This window comes from Sorangium sp. So ce302 (genome assembly GCF_051530145.1).
Classification (GTDB): Bacteria; Myxococcota_A; Polyangia; order Polyangiales; family Polyangiaceae; genus Sorangium; species Sorangium cellulosum_B.
This window is the reverse complement of sequence record NZ_CP150326.1, coordinates 10,544,411-10,562,019: the sequence shown is the minus strand read 5'-3', so window position 1 is coordinate 10,562,019 and position 17,609 is coordinate 10,544,411. Positions and strand designations below refer to the sequence as shown.

Sequence of the window (17,609 nt, the reverse complement as noted above, 5' to 3'; positions counted from 1 at the left end):
CGCCGGCGCGCGTTGCGCGGCGCCCGTCCGTCCGGTGAGGGGAGCGACAGGTCGTGTCGTGCTGGAAGCGGCAGGCGGGCGGGCGGAGGGCACCGAGCGTCCGCTCGGCGGCGCTGCGCCGCCGGATCAGCGGGGCTGCGTCGCCGGCGTGTGGAGGAAGGCGCTCCACGAGCCGCGCCGCGGCGCCTTGCCGAGCAGCACCTCGGCGAGCGCCTCGCTGATCGGGAGCCCGGGGTTCCGCTCCAGCCAGAAGAACTCGCCGGACGGGTTGACCTCGAGGAAGACGTGCCGACCGTCCGGCGTGCGGAGGATATCGATCGCGCCGTAGTTGAGGCCGAGCTGATCCATCAGCCGGAGCACGCCCGTCTCGACGTCGGGCGGGAGCGTGTCCTTGCGCCAGGCGTCGATGAGCTCGAGCCCCTGCCGGCGCCAGTCGACCTCGGCGCCGGGCGCCGCCTGCGAGTCGACCGAGGCCGTGAAGACGCGCTCGCCCACGACCGTGACCCGCAGCTCGCGCGCCTTCGGGATGTTCTCCTGGAAGGTCATCGGGCAGAGCGAGAGCCCCCGCATGTCCGCGAGGTCCTTGGCCTCGAGGGCGTTCGTGAAGACCACCTGCTCCTCGCCGTCGCGGTAGACGGCGAACGACGAGAGCATCTTGGCGATCACCCCGCCCGGGCAGGTCGCGGCGAAGGCCCGCGCCGCCTCGGCGTCGTTGGTCGTGAGCGTGCGCGGCGTGTCGAGGCCGACCTCGCGCGCGATGTCGAGCTGCACCTGCTTGTTCGACGCGAAGCGCACCGCCGGCAAGGGGTCGACCTGCGGGACGCGGAACGCCGCGAGCATGCCCTCCGCTGTCTGCTTCGCCTCGTGGACCGACGCGCTCCGGAGCTGCGGATCCATCGACGAGGGCAGCCTGGCGCCGTAGGCGACCCGGCGATACCAGACGGCGGTCACGTCGCCGAGGTCGAGGGCGCCGTCCCGGGTGGTCAGCGTGGAGCGGCCCGCCCCGGCCCCCGACGAAAGCGAGAGCCGCGCCCCCGCCGGGAAGGCGTCGGTGTCGAAGCGGAAGGCCCGGCCGCCCAGGCTGGCGATCGCGGCGGCGACGCGGTCGATGCACTCGTTGTCTTCGCTGTGCGTGATGATGAGGACTGTCACCGGTTCTCCGTCGGAGCGAGCAGCGCCTCCGCCAGCGCGTCGGCGATCGGCAGGCCGAGATCCCGCTCCAGCATGCCCCACTCGCCGGCGGGGTTCACTTCGAGAAAGACGTGCTCTCCGTCCGGCGTCCGGATGAGGTCGACGGCCCCGAAGACCAGCCCGAGGGCGCGAAGGAGCGCGCCGAGCTGCGCTTCGACGTCGCGCGGGAGGGCGTCCGGCTCCCACCCGATGCCGATCTCGCTCACGTCCGGGTGGCGCCAGTCGACCGCGACCGACTCGTAGCGGGTCGCGTCGAGCGCGCCCGGGAAGCACCGGCCGTCGACGCAGGCGACGCGGAGCTCGCGCGCCTTGGGGATGCGCTCCTGGAAGATCATGGGGCTCTGGCGCAGCCCGGAGAGGGCGTCGAGATCGGACTCCGCGACGGCGTGCGTGAAGACGAAGGGCGCGCCGCCAGCGAGGCTGGTCGAGAAGGGCGTGAGCATCTTGGCGACAACGTTCCCCCCGAGGCGCGCGAAGAGGCCGCGGACCTCGGCCGGGTCGTTCGTCACCACCGTCTCGGGGACGCGAAGGCCGACCGACGCGGCCGCCGCGAGCTGGCGCAGCTTGTCCTGGGCGCGCTCCTCGGCCGCGGGCTCGTTGATCCAGCGCCGCGCGGGGAGCCCGCGCAGCCAGCCGGTCAGCGCCGCCATCGACTCGCGCACGCACGCGCCGCGGTACTCCTCGGGGATGCCCTCGCCGAGGTCCGGCGCCCAGAGGCGCCGGAGCCAGACCGCGGAGATCTCGTCTCCGCCGATCGCGGCCCCGGCGTCCTCCAGACGGCGGCGCACGCCGCCCGGCCCGAGCGCCGTCGAGAGCGTGATGTCGCGAGGGAACCGGTCGACGTCCAGGCGGACGGGGCGAGCGCCGCGCCTTCGCAGCGCCTCCGCCACACGCCCGATCCCGAAGTCGTCCTGTGAGTGCGAGACCAGGAGGACGCTCGCGCTCGCCATCGTCACGTCAGGGTACCTCTCTCGCACGGGCGCGGGCGGTCCATGCGGTGATCAGGCCTCGTCGCCGTCCGACGGGTACTTCAGCGTGGTGAAGATGGGGTCCTTCCCGCCGCCCCCGCCGTCCTCCTGGTCCGACGGGTACTTCAGCGTCTGGAAGGGCGGCCTGCCGGCCTTGACGCCGGTACGGACGCGCTTCTGATCCTCCAGGAAGCGAGCGAAGAACGGCACCGCCTCGGCGTCGTCCTTCTGCTCCTGCTGCTCGGGCTCACGGTTGTCGATATCGGCCATGGGATACCTCCAGATGGTTGCGTTGCCGCGGCGACGGAGCCGCCGAGGGCAAGAGGGCTAACATAGCGAGCAGCCAGGCGGGGGCGCAAGCCCGAGGGCGATTTTCGGCGCTCTTCAGCGCTTTTCAGCACGATTGCAACGGCTCGACGTCGCAATTCCGCGATCCCGTGATTCTTTGATTCCGCTGCTGCGGCGATCTTTCAATCACGGGCGCTTTACTGTGTTGAATCGTGTTGAGCTTGGTTACGCGTCGTCACGCTTCGTTAAGCGTCGTCACGCGTCGTCACGCGTCGTCACGCGTCGTTGCGGAAGGGACGCGATGTTGCGGGCGATTTCGGTGGGTTCCGCTCGGCCGCGGGCGGTTACCCGCCGCGCGGCGTTCGCGGTTCACTTCACGGCCAGCTCTTCGTCGCCGTCGGAGGGGTACTTCATGGTGACGTTCTCGTCCCGGTCCGACGGGTACTTGAGGGTCTGGTAGATGCCGCCGGCTTTGACGCCGGTCCGGATGCGCTTCTGATCTTCCAGGTAGCGAGCGAAGAAGGGCACCGTCTCCGCCTGCTCCGTTTGCTCGTTCTGCTCGTTCTGCTCGTGATTACGATCGATATCAGCCATGGGGGACCTCCAGATGGAATGGAATGACTATCTCGCGGCGGAGCCGCGGAGGAGAGCATTCATTCAATCGGCCCGCGCTGCACGTGAAGTTTTGCCAGGCTCATCGCCTTCGCCCCGTCGATGGGTGCGACTTCCTGCGCATCCTTCGCTCGTGTACCTTGGCGCGACCCCTCATGCCCGCCGGGTTCTCACGCTCGATCCACGCGATCGCGACCGACGGCCATCGCGGCTCGATCGTCGGCGCCGTGATCGGCGCGCTCCTGCTCGGAGGCTGGCTCGCGTGGTTCTTCCTCGCGCGCGTCGGGCAGTACGAGGCGAGCGTGAGCGCGCGCCTCGAGGTGGGGCAGGCGGCCCACCGCGTCGAGGCGCCCCTCGGCGGGAGGGTCGCCTCGGTCCGCCTCGACCTCCTCGGGGCCGAGGTCGCCGCGGGCGACGTCCTCGTCGAGCTCGACGTGGAGCCGCTCCGCCGCGACATGGACGACAAGCAGGCCCGGCTCTCGGCCATCGCGGGGCAGATGGGGCCGCTCCGGGCCGAGATCGCGGCGCGCTCGCGGGCGCTGCGCGACGGGGCGGAGGCGGCGCGCGCCCGCATCGACGAGGCGAAGGCGCGGCTCAAGGAGGCGGAGGCGGGCGCGCGCTTCCAGGAGCTCGAGGCGGCGCGGGCCGTTCGCCTCCGGCAGGACGGGCTCGTGTCCGAGGCCGAGGCGGCGCGGCTCGCGGCCGAGGCGCTGTCGCGGCGCTCGGCGACCGAGGCGCTCGACCGCGCCGCCGCGCGGGCCGGCGTCGAGCGACGCACCGGGCAGAGCGAGCAGCAGGCCGAGCTCGCGCGGCTCGACCGCGAGGTGGCCTCGCTCGAGGGGGAGCGGCTCGTGCTGGAGGCGACGATCGCGGGGCTGCTCGCCGAGATCGAGCGGCGCAAGATCCGCTCGCCCATCGCCGGGCGGGTCGGTGAAATCACGGTGCTGCGGGCCGGCTCCTTCGTGCGCGAAGGGGACGTCGTGGCCGCCGTCGTCCCGCCCGGCGAGCTCAGGGTGATCGCAGAGTTCCCGCCCTCCTCCGTCGGGCGGATCCGCGCGGGGCAGGCGGGACGCCTGCGCCTCGACGCGTTCCCCTGGACCGAATACGGCACCCTGGCGACCACCGTCGAGCGCGTCGCCAGCGAGGCGCAGGAGGGCCGCATCCGCGTGGAGCTCGGCGTGCGCCCCGATCCCGCGTCGCCGATCCCCATGCAGCACGGGCTCCCCGGCAACGTCGTCATCGAGATGGAGCGCGTCTCGCCGGCGTCGCTCGTGCTGCGGGCAGCAGGGCAGATCGTGAGGGTCCGCGGCGGAGCGGACGGGTGAGCCAGGGCGCCGATCGACGATCTTCGCCACGATCCGCGCCGGAGCGAGCAGCGAGCGCCGATCCCCGCCGCCGGCCGCCGAGCGCGAGGCGGAGGCTCCTCGCGCCGGAGGTCGTGCAGACGTCGGCGATGGATTGCGGGCCAGCCACGCTCAAGTGCGTGCTCGAGGGCTTCGGCGTCGGCGTGAGCTACGGGCGCCTGCGCGAGGCCTGCCAGACCGACGTCGACGGCACCTCCATCGACACCCTCGAAGACCTCGCGGAGCAGCTCGGGCTCGTGGCCCAGCAGATCCTCGTGCCGCCGGAGCACGTGCTCCTCGACGAGGCTCAAGCGCTGCCCGCCCTGGCGATCGTGCGGCAGTCGACAGGGCCGCTCCACATCGTCGTGATCTGGCGCCGGCACGGCGGCCTCGCGCAGATCATGGACCCGGGCACGGGGCGGCGCTGGGTCACGCGACGGCAGCTCGAGGCCGAGCTCTACCGGCACGAGCTGCCCCTGTCCGCGGCGGACTTCCGAGCGTGGGCCGCGAGCGACGGGTTCACGCGGCCGCTCGGGCGCCGGCTCGCGTGGCTCGGCGCAGGGACACGGCCGATCGAGGCAGCGCTGTCGGACCGGGAATGGCGAGCGATCGCCGCGCTCGACGCCGGCGCGCGCCTGGTCACGTCGCTCGTGCGCTCCGGCGGCCTCGGGCGCGGACGCGAGGCCGCGCGCGTGCTGGGCGCGCTGCTCGACCGAGACGCCGAGGCCGACCGGGAGGAGATGATCCCGCCCGGCTTCTGGACGGCGCGTCCGGGGCCGGCCGACCCGTCCGGGGAGGAGATGGTCCTCACGCGGGGCGCCGTGCTCGTGCGGATCCGCGGGCGGCGGCCGCTCGGCTTCGCCCGCGCGCCGGCAGGCCGCGACGGCGCGCCGGGCGCCTCCGCCCCCGAGCCCCCGGTGCACGCCGAGGCGGCCGCTCGCGGTGAGGTGGCTGCTCGCGGTGAGGTGACTGCTGGCGGCGAGACGGCTGCTCGCGGCGAGGCGCGCCTGCCCCCCGACCTCGCAGCTGCCCTCGCGGAGCGCGAGATCCCGCCTGCGCGCGCGCTCCTCCGGATGATCCGCGAGGACGGCCTGCTGACGCCCGCCGTGCTCGCCGGCGCGCTCTTGCTCAGCGTCGCCACGGTGGTGCTGGAGAGCCTCCTCTTCCGGGGCCTGCTCCAGATCTCGAACGATCTCGCGCTGTTCGAGCAGCGCCTCGCCGCCCTCATCGCCCTCGCGGCGTTCCTCGCGGTGGAGCTCGCCCTCGATCTCTCGCTGACCACGGGGATGATCCGGCTCGGGCGCCACCTCGAGGTCCGGCTGCGGATGGCGTTCCTCGCGAAGATCCCGCGCATCGGCGATCGCTACTTCCAGAGCCGCCCGGCCTCGGACATGGCGCAGCGCGGCCACAGCTTGCACGTGCTCCGCGGCCTGCCCGCGTTCGGCGGCCAGATCGCGCGCTCGGCGCTCGACCTCGCGGTGACCACGGCCGCGATCGTCTGGATCGATCCCGGGAGCGCGCGCCTCGCCGTGCCGGGCGCCGCGCTCGCGCTGGCGCTGCCGTTCGCGGGGAACCGCGTCCTCGTCGAGCGAGACCTGCGCGTCCGCACCCACGCCGGCGCGCTCACGAGCTTCTACCTCGACGCGCTCCTCGGCCTCGTGCCGATCCGGGCGCACGCGGCGGAGCGGGCCGTGCGGCGCGAGCACGCGGGCCTGCTCGGGGAGTGGGCGCTCGCCGGCCGCGCCCTCCTCCGCGCCGCCCTCGCCGTCGACGGGGCGCAGGCGCTGATCGGCTTCGCGCTCGCCGCGTGGATCCTCGGCGATTTCCTCGCCCGCGGGGGCGCCCTCTCGCGCGCGCTCCTGCTCTTTTACTGGGCGCTCGCGCTGCCCGCCATCGGGCAGGCGCTCGCGAGCACGCTGCTCCAGTACCCAGGGCACCGCAACACGGCGCTGCGCTTGCTCGAGCCGCTCGGCGCGCCGGAGGAGCTGCGCGCCGGCGCCCCCGTGCGCGCGCCCGCGGCAGCGGCGCCGCTTGCGCAAGGGGCCGCCGGCGGCGCGGGCTGCGCGATCGCCTTCGAGCGCGTGCGCATCCAGGCGGCCGGTCACGTGATCCTCGACGGGGTGGATCTGAAGATCGCGGCGGGCAGCCACGTGGCGATCGTGGGCTCGTCGGGCGCGGGGAAGTCGAGCCTCGTCGGGGTCCTGCTCGGCTGGCACCGGGCGAGCGAGGGCAGGGTGCTCGTCGACGGCCGCCTCCTCGACGGCGAGCGGGTGCGCGCGCTGCGCGAGGAGACCGCGTGGGTCGACCCGGCGGTCCAGATCTGGAACCGATCGTTCCTCGACAACCTCCGCTACGGCGCGCCCGACGACGCGGCCGACTTCGGCGCCGTCGTCGAGGAGGCCGAGCTGCGCGAGGTGCTGGAGCGGCTGCCGGAGGGGCAGAAGACCCTGCTCGGCGAGGGCGGAGGGCTCGTCTCCGGTGGCGAGGGACAGCGGTTGCGCCTGGGCCGGGCGATGCTGCGGAGCGAGGCGCGGCTCGCGATCCTCGACGAGCCGTTCCGCGGACTCGACCGGGAGCGCCGCCGGGCGCTGCTCGCCCGGGCGCGGCGGCGTTTCCGGCGCGCGACGCTCCTGTGCGTCACCCACGACGTCGGCGAGACGCGATCGTTCGAGCGGGTGCTCGTCGTGGACGGCGGGCGCGTGGTCGAGGACGGGGCGCCGTCCGAGCTCGCGGCGCGCCCCGGCTCGCGCTACCGCGCGCTGCTCGAGGCCGAGGCAGCGGTGCAGCGAGGGCTCTGGTCGAGCGGCGGGTGGCGCCGGCTGAAGGTCGCGCGCGGGCGCATCGCCGAGGCGGCAGGGGAGGGCGCCGAGGCGGCAGGGGAGGGCGCCGGAGCGGCAGGGGAGGGCGCCGGAGCGACGGGGGAGGGCGCCGGAGCGGCAGGGGAGGGCCAGCGGAGGTGACCGCCGAGGCGCAACCCGGGTGGGAAGCCCGGCCGGACGGGGCGGAGGCGCAACCTGGGTGGGGGGCGAGGCCGCAACCTGGGTGGGGGGCGCGGCCGGACCACGCGGTCGATTCGCTCGGCGCCCTCGAGTGGCCGGCGGAGCGCCTCGGCGACGCGCTCGAGGCGCTCGCGACGCAGAGCGGCCTCGGCCCGCGCGCTGTCGCGGCGCCCGTCCCGGCCGCCGGGCACCTCCGCAGCGCGGACGCGCTCGGGGCGTGGATCGATCAGGCCGCGGCGTACCTCGGCGTCGAGGCGGAGCCGATCGCGGCGCGCTACGACGAGATCGGCGAGGCGCTCCTCCGCGTCGCGCCCGCGCTCGTGTGGCTGCGTGACGGCGGGGCGCCCCGCTTCCTCGCCGTCGTGGGGCGCAGGGGGCGGGACCTCGCGGCGCTCCGCGCCGACCGCTCCACGGCGCGCGTCCCGGTCGAGGCGATCGCCGGCCGCATCTGCCGCCCGATCGAGGCGCAGGTGCTCCCGGAGATCGAGCGCGTCCTCGCGCGCGCAGCCGTGCGGCCGCGGCGGCGCGCGCGCGCGCGGCGGGCCCTGCTCGACGAGCGCCTCGGGCCCGTGATCGTCGACGGCATCTGGAGCCTGCGCCTGCCGCCGGGCGCGCCGCTCGCGCGGCAGGCCATGGCCGCGCGGATCCCGCGCCGCCTCCTCGGCCTGCTCGCGGCCCACGCGGCGGCCTACACGCTCTGGATCCTGGTGTGGATGACCGTGGGGCGCAGCATCCTCGACGACCACCTCGACGAGGGGTGGCTCGTCGCCGGCGCGCTGCTGCTTGCGACGGTCGTGCCGCTGCGCCAGCTCATGTCGTGGCTGTCGGGCCTCGTCGCGATCGACTCGAGCGCGCTGGTCAAGCAGCGCCTGCTCTCGGGCGCGCTCGCGCTCGACGCCGAGGAGGTGCGCAGCGAGGGCGCGGGCCGCTTCCTCGGCCGCGTGATCGAGTCCGAGGCGATCGAGGGGCTCGCGATGGGCGGCGGCGTCGCGGCGGTCGCGTCGGCGTTCGAGCTCGCGGCGGCGGCGGCCGTGCTCGCCCAGGGCGCGGCGGGCGCGATCCATGCGCTGCTGCTCGTCGCCTGGGCGGCCCTGGTCGTCGCGCTCTGCGTGCGGTTCTACCGGCGGCGCGCGCGCTGGACCGCCGCGCGGCTCGCGATGACGCACGACCTCATCGAGCGCCTGGTCGGCCACCGGACCCGCCTCGCCCAGGAGCGCCACGGCCGCTGGCATCACGGCGAGGACGAGGCGCTCGCCCAGTACCTGCTGCTGTCGCGCGACATCGACCGGAGCCAGATCGAGATCGGCGCGCTGATGCCGCGCGGCTGGCTCATCGCGGGCATCGCCGGCCTCCTGCCGCCGTTCCTCGCGGGCACCGGCTCCGCCGGGGCGTACGCGGTCGCGCTGGGGGGCGTCCTGCTCGCGAGCCGCGCGCTCCAGGGCCTGTCGGGCGGCCTGTCGAGCCTCGCCAGCGCGGCGATCGCGTGGGAGCAGGTCTCCACGCTGTTCCAGGCGGCCGCCCGCGGCGGCCCGCCGCCGCCGCCGCTGCCCCCCGACGCGGGGCGATCGCCGGCCCGCGCGCGCGAGGGGGACGCCGAGGCCCGCGCGGCGGTCCTGGAGGCGCACGAGCTGTCGTTCCGGCACAAGGGACGGGCGCGCCCCGCGGTCGTCGACGTGTCGGTGCGGATCGCGGCGGGCGACCGCATCCTGCTCGAGGGGCCCTCGGGCGGCGGGAAGTCGACGCTGAGCGCGCTGCTCTCGGGGCTGCGCGCGCCCGACGCGGGGCTGCTGCTGCTGAACGGGCTCGACCGCCACATGCTGGGCGCCGCCGCGTGGCGGCGCCGCGTGGCCGCGGCGCCGCAGTTCCACGAGAACCACGTCCTCGCCGGGACGTTCGCGTACAACCTGCTGATGGGCAGGCGCTGGCCGCCGAGGCCCGACGACCTCGCGGAGGCCGAGGAGATCTGCCACGAGCTCGGCCTCGGCGAGCTGCTCGGCCGGATGCCGGGGGGGCTGGAGCAGGTGGTGGGCGAGACGGGCTGGCAGCTCTCGCACGGCGAGCGGAGCCGGCTCTACATGGCGCGCGCGCTGCTCCAGGGCGCCGAGGTCGTCGTGCTCGACGAGAGCTTCGCGGCGCTCGACCCGGAGACGCTGGAGCGAGCGTTGCGCTGCGTGCTCCGGCGCGCGCGCACCCTCGTCGTCATCGCCCACCCGTAGCCGCGGAGAGCGCGCTTCATCGCCTTCTATCGCAAGGTCGTCAAGCCCACTTCATGGCATCTCCCCATCTCGATGGGTCGACTCCTGTCTCGTTCTATCTCCTTCGTGTTCACGAACACATGCCTTGGGCAAGGAGGAAGCCCAGCGGCGCGCGAGCTTCAGAGCGAGCCCACGTCGCGCAATTTCGCCACACAGACACCGCCGACCTCGATGTCGGTTTGCTCCTGAACGCTCTCAGGCAGCTCCGTAAGGCACGTTGCGCTCGACAACTGAGCAGTGGCAGCGGTAGCGTCGTCATGTGCATATCGGCGCTGGACGTCATCTGTGTTGCGCCTAGAATTCATTTCAATGCTGGAGTTCAAGACGGAGAGGCGGTTGCCCATCGGCGCAGAGGTGCTCGTCGGGAAAGGAGTCCACTTCCGTGTCTGGGCGCCGGCCAGGCGCAAGGTCGAGGTCGTCCTGGAGGCCGGGCCGGGGAGCGGCGGGGCCGCCCCGCTGCGGCCCGAGGAGGGCGGTTATTTCGCGGGGCTCGTCGCGTCCGCGGCGAGCGGCACCCGCTACCGGTTCCGGCTCGACGACGGCGAGGCGCTCACTCCCGATCCCGCCTCGCGGTCGCAGCCGGAGGGGCCGCACGGGCCCTCCGAGGTGATCGATCCCGGCGCGTTCTCATGGAGCGACGCGGCATTCCGTGGCGCCCCGCTGAAGGGGCAAGTCGTCTACGAGATGCACATCGGGACCTTCACCCGGGAGGGCACATGGGAGTCCGCCGCCCGCGAGCTGCCGGAGCTCGCGCGGATCGGCGTCTCCCTGATCGAGCTGCTGCCCATCGCCGAGGTCCCCGGCCGCTTCAACTGGGGGTACGACGGCGTGAACCTCTTCGCGCCGACGCGCCTCTACGGCAGCCCGGACGATCTCCGCCGCTTCGTGGACGCGGCGCACCGCGCCGGGATCGCGGTGATCCTCGATGTCGTCTACAACCACCTCGGCCCGGACGGCAACTACCTCGGCCAGTTCTCCGGGGACTACTTCACCGATCGTCACAAGACGGACTGGGGAGCGGCCATCAACTTCGACGGCCCGCGATCCGAGGCGGTGAGGGAGTACGTCATCGCCAACGCCGGCTACTGGATCGACGAGTTCCACCTCGACGGGCTCCGGCTCGACGCGACGCAGAACATCTACGATGGCTCGAAGGACCACATCCTCGCCGCCATCGCGCGCCGCGTGCGGGAGGCGGCGAAGGGCAAGGAGACGTTCCTCGTGGCCGAGAACGAGTCGCAGGAAGAGTGGCTGATCCGCGCCGCCGAGCGGGGCGGCTACGGGCTCGACGCGATCTGGAACGACGATTTTCACCACAGCGCCAAGGTGGCGCTCACCGGCCGGAGCGAGGCCTATTACGGCGATCACGAGGGCTCGCCCCAGGAGCTCCTCTCCGCCCTGAAGCACGGGTTTCTCTTCCAGGGGCAGCGCTATCACTGGCAGAAGCAGCGGCGAGGGACGCCGGCGCTCGGCGTCGATCCGGCCCGCTTCGTCCTCTTCCTGGAGAACCACGATCAGGTCGCCAACACCGCGCGAGGCGAGCGGCTCTGTCGCATCGTGAGCCCGGGCAGGCTCCGGGCGATGTCGGCGGCCCTGCTCCTCGCCCCGGGGACACCCATGCTCTTTCAAGGGCAGGAGTTCGGGTCCTCGGCGCCGTTCCTCTTCTTCGCCGACCACAACCCCGAGCTCGCCCCGCTCGTGCGCAAGGGCAGGGCGGAGTTCCTCGAGCAGTTCCCGTCCTGCTCGTCGCCGGAGGTCCGCGCTCAGCTCGACGATCCGAGCGACCCGCGGACGTTCGAGCGCTGCAAGCTCGATTTCTCCGAGCGCGAGCGGAACGCGGACATCTACGCCCTCCACGAGGACCTCATCGCGCTCCGCCGGCGCGACCCGGTGATCCGGGCCCAGCGCCCGCGCGGCGTCGACGGGGCCGTCCTCTCGGCCCACGCCTTCCTCCTGCGCTACTTCGGCGACGACGGCGACGACCGGCTGCTCCTCGTCAACCTCGGGCGGGACATCCATCGAGGGTCGTTGCCGGAGCCGCTCTTCGCCCCGCCGCCGGGGCGCCGCTGGGAGACGTCGTGGTCCAGCGAGTCTCCCCGCTACGGGGGCCAAGGCAGTCCACCTGTCATCACCGAGGAGGGCGTCCACATCCCGGGCGAGGCGGCGATCCTCCTCCACCCCGTGGTCGGGACGCCGGTGCCCGAGAAGACGAGCGCGAGCCCGCGCCCAGAGGAGCCCAAGAAGCATGTACGCTGACGAGATCTGCCGGAGGATGGTCTGGTCCCGGGGCGCCGCCCCCACCTCGCAGGACGACGCCGAGCGCGGCTCGGACCCGCTCACGCGGGAATGGCTCGTCACGAACGGCCTCGGCGGTTACGCGTCGGGCACCGTCTCCGGCGCGGTGACTCGCCGCTTCCATGGACTGCTGATCTCCGCGCTGCCGGCCCCCCTCGGCCGCACCATGATGCTCAGCGATCTCTCCACGCGGATCTTCACCGCGGAGGACAGGGTGTACCAGGTGGGCGGTCAGGAGCCCTGGCTCGACGACGGCGCCGCGCAGGTCATCGATCTCGCCGAGTTCCGCCTCGAGGCCGGGCTCCCCGTCTGGCGCTACGAGGGCGCGGGGATGGCGATCGAGCGGCGCCTCCTCATGCCCCACGCGCAGAACACGGTCCATGTCACGTACACGCTCGTCGAGGGGACGGGCCCGGTGCGGATCGAGCTCCAGCCGTGGGTGAATTTCCGGCCGCACGAGGGCGCGCTCGATCGGCCGGTGGCGGGTTCCTATGCGCTCACCGTGGTCGAGGATCGCTACGAGCTCGCGTCGCCGGGCGACCTGCCGCCGCTCCGGCTGAAGGTCCAGGGCGCTCGGGCCGAGTTCAGGATCGAGAGCGCCCGCCTGCGCAACGTGCGCTACCGGATCGAGCAGAGCCGCGGATACGACGCCGTCGGCGAGTTCTACAGCCCTGGCCGCTTCAGCCTCGAGCTCCCGGTCTCGGGCAGCGCGACCCTGATCGCGTCCACGGAGCCCTGGGAGACGCTCAACGCCCTCTCCACGGACGAGGTGCAGCGCGCGGAGCGCAAGCGCCGGACACGGCTCCTGCTCGCCGCGGCGCCCGAGGTCCGCACCGGGCCGGCGGCGGAGCTCGTCCTCGGCGCCGATCAGTTCCTCATCAGCCCCGCGGGCCGCGTCGAGGACGCCGCCCGCGCCCGGGCCGCCGGGGACGAGGTGCGCACCGTCATCGCGGGCTATCACTGGTTCACCGACTGGGGCCGGGACACCATGATCAGCCTCGAGGGGCTGACGCTCGTCACCGGGCGCCACACCGAGGCGGGCTACATCCTGCGCACGTTCGCCCATTACGTGAAGGACGGGCTCATCCCCAACATGTTCCCGGAGGGCAAGAACGACGGGCTCTACCACACAGCCGACGCCACCCTCTGGTTCTTCCACGCGCTCGATCGCTACCTGGCGACCACCGGGGATCGCGAGACGCTCCGGCTCATCCTCCCCACGCTGATCGATATCGTCGAGCACCACACCCGCGGGACGCGCTTCGGCATCCGCGCCGACCCGCAGGACGGCCTGATCCGCCAGGGGGAAGAGGGGTACCAGCTGACCTGGATGGACGCGAAGGTCGGCGACTACGTGGTCACGCCACGCCGGGGGAAGGCCGTCGAGATCAACGCGCTCTGGTACAACGCCCTGCGCCTCATCGAGCGCTGGGCGCGCGAGTCCGACGGCGACGGCGCGGCGAATCGCTACGGCGCGGCCGCCGAGCAGGTCAAGGCCTCCTTCAACCGGCGCTTCTGGTCCGAGAAGCACGGCTATCTCTACGACGTGCTCGACGGCGAGCAGGGCGCCGACGACGCCTTCCGGCCGAACCAGCTCCTCGCGATCTCGCTGCCTCACCCCGTCCTCGAGCCCGCGCGCTGGAAGGGGATCGTCGATCAGGTGAAGGAGCGGCTCTGGACGCCCGTGGGCCTCAGGTCGCTCGCGCCGGGGCACCCGGACTACAAACCGAAGTACTTCGGCGACCTCCGCGCGCGGGACATGGCCTATCACCAGGGCACCGTGTGGGGGTGGCTCATGGGCCCGTTCATCGACGCCTGGCTGAAGGTGTATCCCACCGATCTCGGCGGGGCGCGGCGCCTGCTCGAGGGCTTCGCGCCGCACCTCGACGAGGCCTGCGCCGGCTCGATCAGCGAGATCTTCGACGCCGAGCCGCCGTTCACGCCCCGCGGATGCGTCGCCCAGGCGTGGAGCGTGGCCGAGGTGCTGCGCGCCTACGCCCGGACGGCCCCCTCGGGAGGCTGAGCGCGTCCTGCCGGCAGGGAGCGCCTCGGCCTCACCTCAGCGCCGCGCGCAGCGCGTGGACCGCCTGGGTCTGCGTCGGCTGATCGAGGAACCCCGCGAGCCACGCAGGATCGAGCTCGGGAAGGAACGCGCTTCGCGCGCGGGGCTCGTACCGCTCACCCGAGAGCGCGAAGATGCGGAGGCCCTCGTCGCGGTCCCACACCCAGACCTCGGCGACGCCGAGGCCACGGTAGATCTCCAGCTTGTCGAGACCTCCGTGCGTCCAGACGACCTCGAGCGCCAGGTCTGGCACTTCTTTGTTCGTGTCGCCGACGATGTAGCACTCGTCGGGCTCGGCCCCGCGCTCCTTCGGCGCATTGCGGAGCGTCCACGCGCCGTATCCGCTGAGCTCGATGCCGCGCCCATCGCAATAGGCTTCGAGGAGCCGCGCGATGGTTTTCTTGACCCCTTCATGACTGCGGGACGGGCTCATCAGCTCGATCGCTCCGTTCAGGTAGTACATGCGCACGCCGGCCCGGTCCCCACGCACAGCGAGGAGGATCTCGTAGTCCTTCCACGTCATCCCATAGAGGATGACGTGCTGGTCGCTCTCCTCGTGACGGGGCCGCGGTCGCTCGGCCTCGGGTGCGGCGTTCGTCGGGACAGACTGCATGGGCCAGAGGATACCCGATGGTGGAGCCGGCGGCGAGCGCTGGCAGGCGCCGGGCGCTTGCTTCCATCATTGCGTGGCGACTCTGCGGCGACTCTGCGTCACCGCTCTCCTCCCGGCGCGCTGATGGCGGGCCGCTCGCGCTTAAAGGGGATTCTCATCACGAAAGCCGCTGCGGCGCAGCAGACCGAGTGACCTGAAAGATGTCCGACAAGTCGGCGTCCAAGGAGCTTTATGTGCTCCTCAGAACACCACAGGCACCGCCGCCGGGCCGCGGATCATGGGCCATTCGCTCCACACGATGTCGCGCGGCGAGGTGGCGAGCTCGATGCGCGGCAGCCTCCGGAGGAGCGTCGAGAAGGCGATCGCCGCCTCGATCCGCGCGAGCATCGCGCCCAGGCAGAAGTGGATCCCGCTCCCGAAGCCGATGTGCCGGTTCGGCGAGCGGCCGATATCGAAGCGGTCCGGATCCGGAAAGTGCTCCGGATCCCGGTTCGCGGCCAGGAGCCCCGCCGCGACCCCTTCTCCCGCCGGCACGCGGGCGCCGAACAGCTCGATGTCCTCGAGCGACCAGCGGATCGTCGAGAGCTCTGCCGGCCCCTCGCAGCGCAGCACCTCCTCCACCGCGGAGCCGACGAGCCCGGGGTCCTCGTCCAGCCGGCGCCGCTCCGCGGGGTGCGAGAGCAGGAGGAACATGCCGCTCGCGATGAGGTGCACGGTGGTCTCGTGGCCCGCGACGAGCAGCAGGAACACCATGCTCGAGAGCTCCGCCGGGCTCAGCTTGTGCTCCTGCTCCTCGGCGAGCAAGAGGCCGCTGATCAGATCGTCGCGCGGGGCCTTGCGGCGCGCGTCGGCGAGCGCCCGGAAGTACGCCGCGAACTCCTCCACCACGGGCTGGGCGCGCTCCACGAACTCGCGATCTTTCGCGGGCGCGAGGAGGATCTTGGTCCACCGGCGGAACCGGCCGCGATCCTCGAGGGGGAGGCCGAGCAGCTCGGCGATCACCGCGGTGGGGAGCGGAAACGCGAAGTCTGCCACGAGCTCCATCCGGCGCCTGTCGATCACCGCGTCGATGAGCCCGTCCGCGATCGCCTGGATGCGCGGGCGCAGCCCTTCCATCATCCGCGGCGAGAAGGCCCGCTGGACGATGGCCCTGAGCCGCGTGTGATCCGGCGGATCGGCGTCGAGCATGTGCTGATCCATGAAGGTCGTCCGGTCGCTGAGCGGGAAATAACGCCTGCGCACCTCGTCGGGGAGCTTGCGGAAGTCGCGGATCAGGCGCGGATCCTTGAGGAGCTCCACGCAGTCGTCGTAACGCGCGGCCACCCAGATGGGCACGTCGAGGCGGGGGTGAATGAGGCGATGCAGGCGCCCCGCGGCCCGCATGCGCGCGTAGATCGCGTGCGGCTCGGCGCGGCTGCTCGGATGGAACAGCTCCGGAAAAGCGTCCTGGTCGACCATGATTCCCCCGTTTCATGGCGTCCGGACGTTCGAGGTGATGCTCGCGTCACGCCGGATCGCGAGGTGTGCATGGTGGAGAACCGCGCTCCGTCAAGCGGCGGTCGGAGGGCTGCGCGCCGTCAGGTCGCGGCGTCGGATCTCGGGCGCGCCGCGGGAGCGCGCCCGACCTTCAGGGCGCGTCGCTCGCGCCGAGCAGCCGAGAGATCAGCGTGTGCTCCACGTCCTCGAGCGCCTCGCGCAGGAACGCCGGGTCGTCGAGGCGGATCGCGTCGTCCCCCTCGCGCGCCTCGACGGGCAGCTTGTTCCTGAGGCTCGCGAACTCGCGCAGCAGCGAGGACAGGCCCGCCTCGTCGTCGCGCAGCGCGCGCAGCGACCGCGTGAGCTGGCCGATCGCGTCGTCCCGCTCCTCGAGCGCGCCCACCTGGAGCGGCGAGATCGTCCGGGAGAGCACGCGCTCGATCCAGAGCGCGCCGCCGAGATCGTTGGCGATCGCGCGGATCTGCCCCGTCCATCGCTCGAAATCGGCGCGGAGCGCGGCGTGCGCCTTCGTCGCGCCGCACAGGAAGACCCGCGCGGCCAGCGTGCGCCCGTCCGCCTCGGCGAGGCGCCGCTCGAGCTCCTCCCGCGTCAGATCCACGATGTCGTCCGCGCTCGCGGCCGGGGAGAGATCGACCTCGCAGGCGCTCCAGCGCACGACGTCGAGGGGGCGGTGCTCGACCGAGGTGATGCGGCCGTCGTCCACCGCGACGAGGAGGGCGCCCTTCTCGCCGGTCTCGCGGGCGTGGCGGCCCTGGAGGTTGCCGGGGAACGCGATGTACGGATCGCGCGAGAGCACCTCCCGGGTGTGCACGTGGCCGAGCGCCCAGTAATCGTATCGCTTCCCGACGAGGGTGTTCAGGCTGCAAGGAGCGTAGTTGTCGTGGCCCTCGCGGCCGCCCAGGCAGGTGTGGAGCATGCCGATGTTGAAGAGGCCTGCCCGCGCGTCCGGATAACCCGCGGCGAGATCGTCGGTGACGGCCTTGGTCGCGAAGCTCTGTCCGTGGACGGCGACCCCGAGCCGATCGAAGACGATGGATTCGGGGCGGCGGGGATCGAGCCGCCGGGCGTTCTCGGGGAGCTCCAGGTGACGCGTGATGTTGCTCTCGGCGTCGTGATTGCCATAGAGGAGCACGACGTCCACCCGGGCGGCGCGCAGGCGGGAGAGCTGCGCGGCGAAGAACAGGCCCGTGCTGTAGTCCTTCCAGTCGCCGTCATAGATGTCGCCCGCGAGGAGCAGGAGGTCGACCTCCTCGGCGAGGCAGAGGTCCACGAGGTTCTCGAGCGCGCGGCGGGTGGCCCCGCGGATCTGCTCGACAGGGGCGCCCGGGTAACGGTCGAGCCCGCGGAGCGGGCTGTCGATGTGGAGGTCGGCGGCGTGGACGAACTTCATGACTGGCGCGGCCCGAGCTTAGCCGCTCGGCGCCGGGAGCGCTGCTCATCCGATGAGGATCGCGCTCGCCTGAAGCGGCCGAGCCGCGCCCTGGCG

At 72.9% G+C, this 17,609-nt stretch carries 12 protein-coding genes; 5 read left to right on the top strand and 7 right to left on the bottom strand.

The genetic code is table 11. The annotated features are described in order from the left end of the window. Positions 1-126: 126 nt before the first annotated feature. From WME73_RS39960 to WME73_RS39945, 4 genes are all read right to left on the bottom strand, one after another. Positions 127-1,152, bottom strand: a complete 1,026-nt coding sequence (locus WME73_RS39960; RefSeq protein WP_437913032.1) for an MvdD family ATP-grasp ribosomal peptide maturase — start codon at positions 1,150-1,152, stop codon at positions 127-129. Beyond that, entirely contained in the window at positions 1,149-2,141 is a 993-nt protein-coding gene (locus tag WME73_RS39955) for an MvdC family ATP-grasp ribosomal peptide maturase (RefSeq protein WP_437748089.1), read from the bottom strand. Before WME73_RS39955 ends, WME73_RS39960 begins: the two co-directional genes overlap by 4 nt. Positions 2,142-2,192: 51 nt before the next feature. After that, positions 2,193-2,429 (bottom strand): microviridin/marinostatin family tricyclic proteinase inhibitor, encoded by a 237-nt coding sequence (locus WME73_RS39950; RefSeq protein WP_272103913.1) that lies wholly within the window; start codon positions 2,427-2,429, stop codon positions 2,193-2,195. A 387-nt stretch (positions 2,430-2,816) separates the two neighbouring features. Further along, positions 2,817-3,041: a microviridin/marinostatin family tricyclic proteinase inhibitor gene (locus WME73_RS39945; RefSeq protein ID WP_437741514.1), complete on the bottom strand. Its 225-nt coding sequence runs from the start codon at positions 3,039-3,041 to the stop codon at positions 2,817-2,819. A gap of 173 nt (positions 3,042-3,214) precedes the next feature. On the opposite strand from WME73_RS39945, the gene WME73_RS39940 reads away from it, so the two are divergent. From WME73_RS39940 to WME73_RS39920, 5 genes are all read left to right on the top strand, one after another. After that, positions 3,215-4,384 (top strand): HlyD family secretion protein, encoded by a 1,170-nt coding sequence (locus WME73_RS39940; RefSeq protein WP_437913031.1) that lies wholly within the window; start codon positions 3,215-3,217, stop codon positions 4,382-4,384. 128 nt (positions 4,385-4,512) lie between these two features. Further along, the gene (locus WME73_RS39935; RefSeq protein WP_437913030.1) at positions 4,513-7,362 is read left to right on the top strand and encodes an ATP-binding cassette domain-containing protein; all 2,850 of its coding nucleotides are present in this window, start codon (positions 4,513-4,515) and stop codon (positions 7,360-7,362) included. Beyond that, positions 7,359-9,617, top strand: a complete 2,259-nt coding sequence (locus tag WME73_RS39930; protein WP_437741511.1) for an ATP-binding cassette domain-containing protein — start codon at positions 7,359-7,361, stop codon at positions 9,615-9,617. The genes WME73_RS39935 and WME73_RS39930 overlap by 4 nt, the downstream gene beginning before the upstream one ends. A 348-nt stretch (positions 9,618-9,965) precedes the next feature. Next, positions 9,966-11,912, top strand: a complete 1,947-nt coding sequence (gene treZ / locus WME73_RS39925) for a malto-oligosyltrehalose trehalohydrolase (protein ID WP_437913029.1) — start codon at positions 9,966-9,968, stop codon at positions 11,910-11,912. Next, positions 11,902-13,974, top strand: coding sequence for an amylo-alpha-1,6-glucosidase (locus WME73_RS39920; RefSeq protein WP_437913028.1), 2,073 nt, complete (start codon positions 11,902-11,904; stop codon positions 13,972-13,974). The genes treZ and WME73_RS39920 overlap by 11 nt, the downstream gene beginning before the upstream one ends. A 31-nt stretch (positions 13,975-14,005) precedes the next feature. Here the strand turns inward: WME73_RS39920 and WME73_RS39915 are convergent, their stop codons facing one another. From WME73_RS39915 to WME73_RS39905, 3 genes are all read right to left on the bottom strand, one after another. Then, positions 14,006-14,626, bottom strand: coding sequence for a Uma2 family endonuclease (locus tag WME73_RS39915; RefSeq protein ID WP_437913027.1), 621 nt, complete (start codon positions 14,624-14,626; stop codon positions 14,006-14,008). A gap of 240 nt (positions 14,627-14,866) precedes the next feature. Continuing rightward, positions 14,867-16,084 carry a cytochrome P450 family protein gene (locus WME73_RS39910; protein WP_437741507.1) on the bottom strand — a complete coding sequence of 406 codons (1,218 nt, stop codon included), beginning with the start codon at positions 16,082-16,084 and terminating at the stop codon, positions 14,867-14,869. 169 nt (positions 16,085-16,253) lie between these two features. Next, positions 16,254-17,513 (bottom strand): metallophosphoesterase family protein, encoded by a 1,260-nt coding sequence (locus WME73_RS39905; protein WP_437913026.1) that lies wholly within the window; start codon positions 17,511-17,513, stop codon positions 16,254-16,256. Between the last annotated feature and the right edge of the window lie 96 nt (positions 17,514-17,609).